The 11476-nt window shown below is 67.5% G+C and carries 12 protein-coding genes and 1 pseudogene; 8 read left to right on the forward strand and 5 right to left on the reverse strand.

The window, feature by feature from the left end; all coding sequences use genetic code 11:
• Nucleotides 1-116: 116 nt before the first annotated feature.
• Nucleotides 117-1047, reverse strand: a pseudogene (locus G6R20_RS12330) (IS5 family transposase).
• A 759-nt stretch (nucleotides 1048-1806) separates the two neighbouring features.
• On the opposite strand from G6R20_RS12330, the gene G6R20_RS12335 reads away from it, so the two are divergent.
• The 5 genes from G6R20_RS12335 to G6R20_RS12355 all read left to right on the forward strand — a co-directional run bounded on the left by G6R20_RS12335 (nucleotide 1807) and on the right by G6R20_RS12355 (nucleotide 4700).
• Nucleotides 1807-2337, forward strand: a complete 531-nt coding sequence (locus G6R20_RS12335) for an ElyC/SanA/YdcF family protein (protein ID WP_240341438.1) — start codon at nucleotides 1807-1809, stop codon at nucleotides 2335-2337.
• A gap of 109 nt (nucleotides 2338-2446) precedes the next feature.
• Nucleotides 2447-2734, forward strand: coding sequence for a hypothetical protein (locus G6R20_RS12340; protein WP_163376562.1), 288 nt, complete (start codon nucleotides 2447-2449; stop codon nucleotides 2732-2734).
• A gap of 380 nt (nucleotides 2735-3114) precedes the next feature.
• Nucleotides 3115-3624 (forward strand): N-acetyltransferase, encoded by a 510-nt coding sequence (locus G6R20_RS12345; protein ID WP_163376563.1) that lies wholly within the window; start codon nucleotides 3115-3117, stop codon nucleotides 3622-3624.
• Between the two features lie 74 nt (nucleotides 3625-3698).
• On the forward strand, nucleotides 3699-4034 hold the full coding sequence (locus G6R20_RS12350; RefSeq protein ID WP_163376564.1) for a hypothetical protein: 336 nt from the start codon (nucleotides 3699-3701) through the stop codon (nucleotides 4032-4034).
• A 108-nt stretch (nucleotides 4035-4142) separates the two neighbouring features.
• Nucleotides 4143-4700 (forward strand): hypothetical protein, encoded by a 558-nt coding sequence (locus G6R20_RS12355; RefSeq protein ID WP_163376565.1) that lies wholly within the window; start codon nucleotides 4143-4145, stop codon nucleotides 4698-4700.
• 98 nt (nucleotides 4701-4798) lie between these two features.
• On the opposite strand, the gene G6R20_RS12360 is transcribed toward G6R20_RS12355, so the two are convergent.
• Nucleotides 4799-6235: an amidase family protein gene (locus G6R20_RS12360; protein WP_163376566.1), complete on the reverse strand. Its 1437-nt coding sequence runs from the start codon at nucleotides 6233-6235 to the stop codon at nucleotides 4799-4801.
• Between the two features lie 116 nt (nucleotides 6236-6351).
• On the opposite strand from G6R20_RS12360, the gene G6R20_RS18775 reads away from it, so the two are divergent.
• Nucleotides 6352-7476, forward strand: coding sequence for a helix-turn-helix transcriptional regulator (locus G6R20_RS18775; RefSeq protein WP_240341439.1), 1125 nt, complete (start codon nucleotides 6352-6354; stop codon nucleotides 7474-7476).
• Nucleotides 7477-7532: 56 nt separating this feature from the next.
• On the opposite strand, the gene G6R20_RS12370 is transcribed toward G6R20_RS18775, so the two are convergent.
• On the reverse strand, nucleotides 7533-7763 hold the full coding sequence (locus G6R20_RS12370) for a hypothetical protein (protein WP_163376567.1): 231 nt from the start codon (nucleotides 7761-7763) through the stop codon (nucleotides 7533-7535).
• On the opposite strand from G6R20_RS12370, the gene G6R20_RS12375 reads away from it, so the two are divergent.
• Entirely contained in the window at nucleotides 7747-8274 is a 528-nt protein-coding gene (locus G6R20_RS12375) for a hypothetical protein (RefSeq protein ID WP_163376568.1), read from the forward strand. The two genes, G6R20_RS12370 and G6R20_RS12375, sit on opposite strands and share 17 nt — an antisense overlap.
• Here the strand turns inward: G6R20_RS12375 and G6R20_RS12380 are convergent.
• Complete coding sequence (locus G6R20_RS12380; protein WP_163376569.1) at nucleotides 8244-9551, reverse strand: amidohydrolase; 1308 nt, start codon at nucleotides 9549-9551, stop codon at nucleotides 8244-8246. The genes G6R20_RS12375 and G6R20_RS12380 overlap by 31 nt on opposite strands.
• Before the next feature lie 170 nt (nucleotides 9552-9721).
• Between G6R20_RS12380 and G6R20_RS12385 the strand changes: the two genes are divergently transcribed.
• A complete protein-coding gene (locus tag G6R20_RS12385) occupies nucleotides 9722-10099 on the forward strand; it encodes a PH domain-containing protein (protein WP_043565875.1) in 378 nt (125 codons plus the stop codon).
• An 859-nt stretch (nucleotides 10100-10958) separates the two neighbouring features.
• Here G6R20_RS12385 and G6R20_RS12395 read toward each other — a convergent pair.
• Nucleotides 10959-11476 (reverse strand): IS630 family transposase (locus tag G6R20_RS12395; RefSeq protein WP_163376571.1); only part of this gene is annotated, 518 nt, incomplete at its 5' end.

The following is an 11476-nucleotide window of genomic DNA, read 5'->3' on the forward strand; positions in this document are numbered from 1 at the left end:
ACTTACCCATCTCCGAGTTCGGTGAGCGCTGCAAAACCAAGCTGGCCGGGCCCGGGGAAGCGGAAGCGGCGATTCGTTCGCCCATCGAGCAGCTCCTAGCTGCGGCCGGTGCGCACCTAGGGTGTGTCTCCCAATCGGCGTAGCCAGGTGAGAATTGCGCAGAGTGTGACGGCGGCGCGGTAAGTGATCGCGAGTTTGTCGTAGCGGGTGGCCAGCGCTCGCCATTGCTTGGCCAGTGCGAAGGAACGCTCGACGACGTTTCGGTCTTTGTAGAGGTCAGTGTCGAGTTTCGGGGGTCGGCCACCGCGGCTGCCGCGGCGTTCGCGAGCGGCGATGGTGTCGCTTTTCTCYGGGATGACAGCGGCGATACCGCGACTGCGGAGCTGGCGKCGGATCGTGCCAGACGAGTAGGCCTTGTCTGCGATCACCGCGTCGGGGCGGGTGCGGGGTCGGCCCTTGCCGTGGCGTGGGACGTGGATGTCGGCCAGGACTTCGGCCAGCATCGCGCCGTCGTTTCGTTGCCCACCGGTGATCACGTTCGCCAGCGGTCGGCCGCGGCCGTCGACGGCACTGTGAATCTTGGTGGTCAGCCCTCCTCGCGAGCGACCGATGCCATGACCTGCGGGTTCACAGTCCCGGAAGGGCCGGTTCTTGTGATTCGACCCTGCCCCCTGTGTCCTGCTCAGGGCGCGTTGTATTTGTGCCGTGCTGATGAGCGCGGCAGATGGTGGCGTCGACCGAGACGTTCCAGTCGATCTTTCCGGCTGCGTCGGCATCGGCCAGGATCACGTGCAGGATGCGATCCCAGGTCCCGTCCCGGGCGTAGCGGGCGTGACGCTTCCACACGGTCTGCCACGCACCGAACTCCTCGCGGGGTAGGTCCCGCCAGGGAATACCTGCTCGGTAGCGGTAGATGATCCCCTCGACGACTTTGCGATTGTCGCGAAACGGATGCCCCTGCCGCCCTTCATTGGAGGGCAGCAGGGGCTCTATCCGCTCCCACTGCTCGTCGGTGAACTGGCGAAATCGTGACTTCGTCTGTCCCATACGGCCACGGTCTCGCGGGTCACCGCTCAGCTATGGGAGACACGCCCTAGAAGGCGTGACCGAGACCTGGGCCCTCGGACGTTAGCAGGGCGTCGATGTCGGTATTCGCGAGAACGGCGCGCCCCTGAGCGTTGCTCGTTACCCGCCCAAGCACGTCTTTGCGATTCGCTGCGGCTCGGAGTCCAGCGCGGCGAGCTCCGGCTCGATCCAGTCCGCCGTCGCGCACTAAGTCATGCTGCAGACAAGCTCGGTGTCTCGTTGGCGTCACTGAGCCAATTTGGCCAGATCAGCTCAAGCCCAGCCCCCTCAAAGGGGTACCCGAAGTCGCCGCATGCGAGGACTGAACGACCAACTGTCGTCCCTAGACACGAGGCGAATCACGAGCGGCCGCAGCAGGGGTCAGCGGTCGCCTGCGAATCATCTGGATGGCGCGCAGTTCGCGACCGTCGTCAACAACGGGGCACTCAGCGATGCACGCGTGCCGCTGCGGCGGCAGCGTCATGAAGCGGGGTTTCGTGCTTTGCCACCGACGTGGCCAATTTTTGGAACAGCTACTACAGCCCATTAGCGTCAATTGCCTAGGAACGAGCTAAGCGTTTCGCCGAGCGTCAGAATGACGGGTCAAGAAACGAACGGTTCTCTCCCCCTCCGAACGCTGTCAAGTGGCTCAGCTGTCGCTCAGAGCGCCGCCGTAACGTCGGCCTGGTGAGGCCAAGTTCCCGTCGTCGCCTAGCCGCGCTCACTGTAACGCTTGTGTTGGTGGCCGTCACCGTGCTCGGATTGATCGCCGCACGTTCGGTCCTCTTCCCCCAGGTCGACTCAATCGAGCACGTCGACGCGATCGTCGTGGTTGCCGGAATGAACGATGACCGCTACATCTACGCCCGCCACTTGGCTGAGACGGGGGTCTCTGACCGGATCTTGGTGTCCCATCCGTCACCCAGGGGCGACGACTCCTACTCCACCGCGATCCATGCGTATTGCGAGAACAGCCCTGTGGTCGCCCGCGACGGGCGGCGTATCGAGGTCGAGTGCTTCCAGCCCGATGTCAGTACTACAGAGGGCGAAACCACCGCGGCGACCCGCATCGCTCGGGACCGGGGATACGGCTCGCTCCTGGTGGTGACCTACTGGGGGCACGTCTCGCGAGTCCGCATCTACTTTGAGCAGTGCTTTGAGGGGCCCGTCTACGTCACCGACACACCCCGGCCCACGCAGATCTCCCGCAGGTACGCCCTCCTCCACGAGACCGGCGGCTACTTCAAGGCGTTCCTCAAGCCCGCTTGCTGAACCGGGCCCTGGCCCGGCGATCGACCGTCAGCCCAGGGCTCAGACCGGTTGATCCGAACGTGCCCGAGTGGTGCCATCGGAAGGGACACACCGCCTCACGTCAGAAGGAGTGTCCGACACGGCATCCGAGTCCAACACCACGACCGACCACGACGAGATCCGTAAGTGGGTCGAGAGTAACGACGGCAAGCCCGCCTGCGTCCGCGACACCGGCAAGGGCGACGACCCCGGCGTCCTGCGCTTCGACTTCCCCGGCGGTGCCGGCGACGAATCCCTCGAGCAGATCAGCTGGGACGAGTGGTTCGAGAAGTTCGACTCGCAGGGGCTGGCCCTGCTGTACCAGGAGAAGAAGGCCAGCGGAGAAGGCAGTACCTTCTTCAAGCTCGTCAACCGCTGACGCTCCACACGGCCCGGCGCTCGGCTCCCGGCGCTCGGCGCTCCACGGGAGTGAACCGCCAGCGGCCGCGGAAGGGGGGTCAGCGACCGCCGGCGATTCCATCGCACGACGCGCGGGTCGCGACCGGGGACGGTCCGCGTGTTCCGCGCGACGCGGCGGGGTCGGCGACATGAGGGGGGATCATGTTGCGCCAACGAGGCCCACTATAGGAACGGCCGCGCCAGTTCACAAGCGTCAGCTATACGGAGCAAGGCTAAGTGTTTCATTGTCTGTTCTTCCGACGCTCCGAGACGCGGACAGCCACCAGCGGTGTCGGCCGGACGCTGCGTTCGCGACCTCGCCCAACTCTTCCCGCCGGGAACGCCCCGGGTAGGAGCCGCATGACCACCTGGGCCACCCGCCCCGAGTCCGACGCTGACATCGCCGCGATCCGCCACATCATCCTCCGCGCCTTTCCCACCGCCGCCGAGGCCGACCTCGTCGACGCCCTCCGCGCTGACCCGGCCGCGTGGATCGACGGGCTGTCGATGATCGCCGCGACCGCCGGCGGGCGTCCGGTGGGCCACGCGCTGCTCACCCGCTGCCACGTCGGGGACGAGCCCGCCCTCGCGTTGGCGCCGTGCTCGGTGCTGCCCGAGTTCCAGCGCACCGGCGCCGGCTCGGCCGCCATCCTCGCGGCCCTGGCCTCGGCTCGGGCGATGGGCGAGTCGCTCGTCGTGGTGCTGGGCCATGCCGGCTACTACCCGCGGTTCGGCTTCCGCCGCGCCTCCAGCTTCGGCATCCGCGCGTCGTTCGACGTCCCCGACGAGGCGTTGATGGCCCTGCCCCTCGACGACTCCTCTGCCGTCCCAGGCGGCGTCATCCGTTATCCCGCGGCGTTCGGGGTGTGACCGCGCGCGCAGTCGCGGTGGCCGCGGGACCGTGAGGGCGAGGCGACCTCGTCGTCGTCGTAGGCTTGGCGACCATGTCTGCGACCGCGAACCTTCGCCAGGAGCTCGACGCCGCCCGGGACCGGTTCGAGCAGTACCGCGTCTCCGTGAGCGCGGCGTTCGACGATCGGCCCGCGGGCGAGCTGTCCCGGGCCGTGGAGGCCGTGCTGCCGGACCTGGCGTTCCATGAGGGGCAGGCGGTCGCGGCGGCAGCGGCTCTGGATCGGTTGGGCGCCGGCGCCGATCTCGCCGCGGTGATCCGGGCGTTGGATCTGCTGCTCCTCGAACAGCAGGCCGCGCGGCGCAGCCGGGACTTCCTGGCCGGCGTGGCCCGGGTTCTCGCCAATGTGAGGCGGCGCGAGGAGGATTAGCCGCGGCCGCGCGCGCATCGGCTGCCGGGCACTCGTGCGGGGGCTGCCGGGCACGCATGCGGGGGCAGCCGCGCGCGCACCGGCAGGGACGCCGGAGACAATGGGTGCATGTCATCTCCGGATCAGCGCGCGCAGTTCGAGCTCCTCGCCCCTCTCCTGGCCCGCGAGGGCGTCGATGTGTGGACCGTGTCCGTCGCTGACCTCGACGCCGGGATGGAGCGCGCCAAGCAGCGCCACGCTGCTGCGGTCGCCCGGGTCCGCGCTGTCCTGGACGCCCACGCCCGCGACGACATCTCCGCCGCCGGCGCGCTCCTCGAGGAGCTGGAGCTGACCGCCGAGGCCACTCCACCGCCGATCCCCGACGCGTTGACCGTGGCAACGCGCTTCGCCCAGCTCGCCCAGACGCTGGCGCCGCAGCTACCGGCGGACGTCATCGGCGCGGTCCGGGACCGGGCGCGTTTGGAAGACGCTCCGGAAGGCATGTCCGAGCTGTGCGAGGCGGTCCTGCTTGACTGCGACGCCGCCGCCGGCATCCGCACCGTGGTCCGCGAGCACGGGCCGGCGTCCGCCCTCTACGCCGCCGCGGCCATGACAGCCGCGGTCTTCAGCCTGTGGGCAGCGCACACCGGCGACTCCATGGAGGAGCTCATCAGCGCTCACGCCTGAACGGCCGCGAGACCTGAGGATGCGACGGCTGTTCGCCGTCGCATCCTCAGGTCCCTCCCGCGACGGCTGCTACGCGGGTACGTACCGCGGTGCCCGGGTCACACCTTCGTGACGTGGACGCCCGGCCTGCGCTCTGCCCACGGCAACGCCGACTCGAGCTGCGAGGCGAGCCGGAGCAGCATCGACTCGGAGGACATCCGCCCCGCCAACTGCACGCCGATGGGCAGTCCGCCCCGTGACTCGGCCAGCGGCAGGCTGATCGCCGGGGTCCCCGTGGTGTTGAACAGCGGCGTGAATGAGAACGACTCGAAGATCCGGCGAGTCCATCCCAACGCGTCCAGATCGGCGTTCGCGTCCAGGTAACCCAGTTCCATCGCCGGATGGTTGGTCGTCGGCGTGAGCAGGACGTCGTAGCTCTCGAAGAAGCGGCCGACCTCGCGGGAGATCGAGTTGAACGTCGCGTTGGCCGCCGCCATCTCCAACACCGATAGGCCCCGGCCGTACTGCACACATGCCCACGTGGTGGCCTCCAGGTTGTCCGGGCCCGCCGTCTTCCCCGTCATAGCCTCGATACCGGCCACCGACTCCGCGAGGAACGCCGCCCATGCCTTCGCAGTGGCCTCGAGGAAGGGTTCCCACTCGAACGAGGGTGTCGCCCACTCCACGTGATGGCCCGCCTCTTCGAGCGTCTTCGCCACCAGCTCCACCGCGGCCGCTACCTCCGGATCGACCGATGTCCCCGACCATGCTTCCGTGTGCACGGCGATGCGGAGCCGGCCCGGGTCTGCCCCGACCTCCTGTGCCCACGGCCGCTCGGGCGGAGCGATGATGAAGCGGTCACCCGGGTAGTTCACCGCTACCTCGTCGAGCAGCGCCGCCGCGTCGCGCACGGAACGCGTCACCGCGAATTCGATGGCCATACCGCTCAGCGCGTTCCCGTCCACGTCCGGGCCGAGCGGGACGCGGCCGCGGCTCGGCTTCAGCCCGACGAGCCCATTGACCGCAGCGGGAATGCGAATAGACCCGCCCCCGTCGTTGGCGTGCGCCATCGGGACCGCCCCGGCCGCCACTAGCGCCCCGGACCCGCCGCTCGATCCACCCGGACTCCGCGTCGTGTCCCAAGGGTTTCGCGTGGAACCGTAGACCAGAGCCTCGGTATTGGCGCTGTATCCGAACTCTGGCGTCGTGGAGGTAGCGAGTGTCGCCAGTCCCGCCGCCCGGAATCGCTCCATCAGATGAGTGTCCGACGGCGGAGTCATGCCTTCCGTCAGCATTCGCGTGCCCATACGCGTGGGAACCCCCTCCGCGTGGCAGACCAGGTCTTTGATCACGAACGGCACGCCCGCGAACGCGCCTTCCTGCGCGTACTCCAGCGGAGCATCGAACGGTCCCGAGGCGACGGCATTGATGTGCTCGTTCACCGCGTTGATACCGTCCGTAGCCAGCGTGGCCAGTTCATCCGCTGTAACCTCACCGGCCGCGACCAGCGCCGCCAGACCGGTTGCGTCCTGCGACGAGTACTCCTCGACATTCATGGTTCCTCCAAGGGGTTGGCGTCCCCGGCAACTAATGGCCCCGGGGGTGTACGCGGTCGGCACGTCGCGCCGATGCCCCAACAGTGACATCATGTGGTTTGGCTCACATCGGCCGATTGGCCGATGCCGTCACGCTGGCCGGTCCTTTCCGGCTGCGTCGACTGCGACTGCTCGCGGAGTGCACGACTATGGACATGACCTGGTGGATCCGACTTGCCGACAGCGTTCGCGCGGCCGGATGCGGGGACGTGCCCGTGGACGAGCCCATCCGGATGATCCGTGACGGGCTGGGGTTCGACTGCGCGACTCTCGTGGGCCCGCGGCGTGGTGGTCCGCCCGGTCAGGGTGCGCGGGACGGCTCCGCGGCAATCGGCCATCCGGTGCTGGTCAACCTCGACTACCCCACCGACGCAGTGAAGTTCATCGTCACCACCTACGCCCTGCAGTGCCCTGCACACCGCTTCGCCCTTGAGCACCGCGTGGCGCGTCGGTTCATCGACCTGCCCTTCGACTTTCGTGCGCTACGTACCTACAAAGAAGCGCTCGAACCCTGCGGATTCCACGAGGGCCTCACTGTGCCTCTCGGGACGCTGCACCTCAGGGCGAGCCAACAGGACGCGGCCCGACCGAACGCGGCCAGCCCAGGATTCCTCGCCCTCAGCTCCCTTCACGGGCGGCCTCTTTCCGACGACGCCCGACTCGCGCTCACCATGCTCGCCCCCGACCTCGCCAAGCTCACCGACCCGCAACCCGACCCTCCACGCTCCCCCGCAGACCTCGTGATCTGGGCGTCAGATAGCCGGATCGAACCGCGAATCGGGACGCTCACTGACTCCCCGTTTCCCGCCAAGCGGCTCACGCAGATTGAGCGACTTCACCGGCGGGCGACCGCGGACCTGCACTTCCGGCACCGGGATGCCGCTGGCCACTGGTGGCGAGTAGACACCTCTTCCGCCGCGAACGGGGTCCTCATCCGGCTCGAGCGGACCGAACCGGACGATCACCTCACCGCTCGCGAACTGGACGTCGTGGGGCTTCTGTCACGTGGTTGGACCAATGACACGGTCGCCGAGCACCTGGGAATCTCGGTCCGCACTGTCCGCACCCATATTGAGTCCGCGCTGATGAAACTCGGCGTTCCTAACCGGACCGCGCTGGTCCGCGAAGCCCTGCGCCGGGACCTGGACAGTCTCGACGCGATCCGCTGCGCGGTGGACACCACCGACCCTGCCCGGAACTGAACGGGGCGCGGTGCCACCCGACCGGATAGACAGGCGAGCCGCCGGAACCGCGAGTCCTAGTTCGGGTCCATGGTCGGATTGCCGTCTTCATCGAAGTAGCGCGGCGAGGTTTCTCCCGTTTCCTTGTCGAACCAGATCGGATTGCCGTTCTCGTCGTAGTAGCCGCAGGTGGCAGCAGGCCCGACGCACCCGTCGGCCCGCGGCGGGTCGGTGAACGGAGCTGACTCGGGCCCCGAGAGCGGCGGCGCGCAATTGACGGTGTCGGTGACGATGGACCCGTCCGACATCACCGCCGCATTTCGCTCCCAGCACTGGACGAACCGCGGAGGACCGTACGGGTCGAAGTCCTCCGGCCGCATGAACACCGGTCGGGTCGGCGCTGCCGCTGCCGGTGGCGCGGGCGCGACAGCTGGGGTCTCACTAGTCGCGGGTGCCGCGCTCTCCGCTTCCGTGGTAGGCGAGCTGGGCGCGCTGCTGGTCACTGTTGAGGTCGTGCTGCTGGTGCTGGCACTCGTGGTGGTGCTCGTCGTCAGCGAGCCAGCCTCCACAGGGTCACCGCTGTCGGATCCGCAGCCGGAGAGACCGAGCGTGACAATCGCGGCTGCCGCGGTAGCAATGACCAGTCTCATCTCTGGACCTTCCCCTCAGGACGAGGGGAAGTTTACGCTGTGCGCGCGATCGCGTGTGCCATTGCTGCACTTCGACAAGTTCGCCACCGTGGTGACCGCGGGGGCGTGGCGCAGCCGCGTCCTTGTCGTCGTCGTCTTCTATACGGCCCCGCGCTCGGCTCCCAGGTAGGCCAGCGCCGCCACCACCTGGGCGCGCATGGCCGTGAGCAGCGTCGGCTCCTCCTCCGGCGCGAAGTGCGGCGAGTGGTTGGCCGGGATCTCCTGACTCACCGCGCCGCGGGCGACCGCGTCCCGGTAGCGGGCGGGATCGACCGAGCCGACGGTCCAGTACGTGTATGGCACCCCGAACGCGTCTGGGATGAGCGAGAAGTCCTCCGACGCCGTGACCCGGCTGGCCTCGTACACCGCCTGCGGGCCGAAGTGCTCGACGAACGCCTTGGTGACCGTGTCCGTGACCGCCGGGTCGTTGCGGGTGAGCGGGTACTGGTCGTAGTAGTGGAACTCCGGGTCGGCCGGGGCGCCGGCAGCAGCGCACTCTCCGCGGACGATGCGCTCGATCGCCGCGATCACCTGCTCGCGCACCGCCAGATCGTAGGTCCGGATGTTGAGCAGCAGCTCCGCCGAGTCCGGGATGATGTTGGCCTTGGCACCCGCGGTGAGCGAGCCGACCGTGAGCACCGCGAACGYGCCCGGCTCCACCTCGCGCGAGACGACGGTCTGCAGCCGCAGGACAATCGACGACGCCAGCACCACCGGGTCCACCGCCGTGTGCGGCATCGACCCGTGCGCGCCCCGGCCGCGGATCGTGATCTTGAGAGCGTCGCCCGCCGAGAGCACCGGGCCCGCGACCGTGCCGATCGTGCCCGCCGCCCTTGGCATGACGTGCTGGCTCAGCGCCACGTCCGGCCGCGGGACCCGCTCGAGCAGGCCGYCGTCGACCATCGCCCGCGCGCCGGCGGCCGTCTCCTCCCCCGGCTGGAACACCGCGATGTAGGTGCCCRACCACGCGTCCCGGTTCTCGGCCAGGATGCGGGTGGCACCCAGCAGCGCCGCCGCGTGCGCGTCGTGGCCGCACGCGTGCATGACGCCCGGGGTTTCGGAGACGTACTCAAGGCCGGTGTCCTCCTGGAGGGGCAGCGCGTCGATGTCGGCGCGGGCGAGGACGGTGGGGGCTTCGCCGTTGGGCCCGGCGCCGGCGACCGCAGTGGCGGTCGGCTTCGCGCCGGCGGGGCCCGGGTTGTGGATGACCGCCACGACGCCCGTCCCGCCGATGCGCTGGGGCTCCAGGCCCAGCGCGGTGAGCTCCTGCTCGATCCGGTCCGCCGTCGCGTGCTCGGCCATGCTGAGCTCCGGGTGGCGGTGGAAGTGGCGATAGAGGTCGCGGAGCCACGGGAGGTGGTCGGAGACAGCGGCTTCGAGGGCGGTGGGGTTCGGGATGGAGGGCATGGCCCCAGCTTGCCCCTCACGAGCGGCGAGGTGCACCGGTCAATTTCGACGCCGCGCTCTCGCGGTCGAGTCCTACTCATTGCGTCTCGAAACCCCGGGATCGGTGCTTACTATCCCGAGCAACTTCTTCTTCTGTGCGGAATACCCGCCGAATAGATCGGATCCCTCCGTTGACCTCTGCTGTTGCCAACATCGCCGCCTGGACGTTCGTCGCTGAATGCCCGATTCCCGACGACATCGGGCCTTTGCTCGTTCAGGGCGAGCAGCCGATCGCCGCATATAAGACGTTCCGCGACTCCGCGATCTTCACCACCAAGCGCCTCATCGTGCGGGATGCCCAGGGCCTCACCGGCAAGAAGGTCGAGATCTACTCCCTGCCATACAACGCGATCAATATGTGGTCGTCCGAAAACGCGGGGAGGATGCTCGACTTCAACTCCGAACTCGAACTGTGGACACGGGCCGGCCACATCAAGATCAACCTGAACCGGGGCGTCGACATCCGGAAGCTCGACCATCTGATCGCGCATGTCGTCCTCAATGGTTGACGGCGATCAGCCTCGCTCAACGGGGCCGGACGTGGTCTACGAATGGGAAACCGCGTTCAGAAAGATGGCCGAGCTAACCCGTCAGCAAAAGAACGACCGGACGTGGCGCTCAGGTCATCGGACCTTGGTGCGCGAACTCGGGTTACATCGCCTTGAGGTCTACATGTGCCGCGGACTGGCGTGGCTGCTAACGCCAGACGGTTGGCATGGGCTGGGCTCCGAGTACCTCTCTGCCTTTCTCGAGTTGCTCGCCTTGTCGGTCGAGGGCGCAGAGCAGGCTTCCGTCACCACAGAGGAAACTCGCGGGGATACCCGCGCGGACATCATTGTGCGGACTACAGCGGCGACAGTCTTGATCGAAGCAAAGATCTCAGCTCCGGAGGGCGCAAGACAAGCAGACCGACTTGCCGAGGGGTGGAGCTCCGAGAGCCCTTCGTTCGTCTTCTTGACCTCGGACGGAGGCGTCCCGGCCACAGCCGTGGACAGTGTCGACCAGTGGACAACACTGCGGTGGCAGGACCTGGGTGCAATTGGTCGGGTTCTCATAAATCGCATCGGTCCGGAGACCATCGCCCCGGGGGCTCGAGACCTTATCGAAACGCTTGAGATGAGCGGAGAAAGGCCAGCGACAGTGGACGACTCCAAGTTGGACTTCTACTTGAATCACCGGGAGCACATTCTGGAATGGTCTGACTTACATGGTCAGGCGGTTCACCAACTATCCACGTCGCTGCACAAGCATCTTGAGCCAGTGCAGGCGCATCCCTCCGAGCGATTCAGTGTCTGGGAGTCATTGGAGGGCAGTATTCCCCTTCTGCAGTTGAAGGTGCCGGGTCCTGACGGGTTAGTCGGGGGGTTCCTAGTGGTCCGCATTTGAAGTCTTCTTACGGTTGGCTTTCTTGAGGACTTCGTCGGCGGTTTTCGTCCAGACGAAGGGGTGGGATCGGTGGTTCCAGCCGTCGATGAAGGCGCGGATCTTCGCGTTGAGGTCCTTGACGGATGTAAAGATCCCACGGCGGATGGCCTGGCGTTCGACGATGCCGAACCACACCTCGACCAGGTTCATCCACGACGCGTGGGTGGGTGTGAAGTGGACCTTGAACCGGGGATTTTCGGCCAGCCAGGCCTTGACGTTTGCGTGCTTGTGGGCGGCGTAGTTGTCCATCACCAGGTGCAGCTCAACTGGCTGACCGTCGGCATCGACGACATGACGGTACGCCCGCTCGATCTGCTTCAAAAACGCCAGGAACTCCTGGTTCCGGTGACGCGGTTTGAGTGCGGCGGTGACCTGACCGGTGGCGATGTCCAGCGCCGCGAACAGGGTGCTGGTGCCGTGCCGGACGTAGTCGTGGCTGCGCCGCTCGATCAGGCCGGGCT

The organism is Dietzia sp. Alg238-R159 (assembly GCF_900537145.1).
GTDB classification, from domain to species: domain Bacteria; phylum Actinomycetota; class Actinomycetes; order Mycobacteriales; family Mycobacteriaceae; genus Dietzia; species Dietzia kunjamensis.

What these genes read in the sequence shown, in the direction of transcription:
- G6R20_RS12345 (WP_163376563.1), top strand. Translation starts at nt 3,115, where the DNA reads ATGACCACCTGGGCCACCCGCCCCGAGTCCGACGCTGACATCGCCGCG.
- G6R20_RS12350 (WP_163376564.1), top strand. Translation starts at nt 3,699, where the DNA reads ATGTCTGCGACCGCGAACCTTCGCCAGGAGCTCGACGCCGCCCGGGAC.
- G6R20_RS12355 (WP_163376565.1), top strand. Translation starts at nt 4,143, where the DNA reads ATGTCATCTCCGGATCAGCGCGCGCAGTTCGAGCTCCTCGCCCCTCTC.
- G6R20_RS12360 (WP_163376566.1), bottom strand. Translation starts at nt 6,235, where the DNA reads ATGAATGTCGAGGAGTACTCGTCGCAGGACGCAACCGGTCTGGCGGCG.
- G6R20_RS12375 (WP_163376568.1), top strand. Translation starts at nt 7,747, where the DNA reads ATGGACCCGTCCGACATCACCGCCGCATTTCGCTCCCAGCACTGGACG.
- G6R20_RS12370 (WP_163376567.1), bottom strand. Translation starts at nt 7,763, where the DNA reads ATGTCGGACGGGTCCATCGTCACCGACACCGTCAATTGCGCGCCGCCG.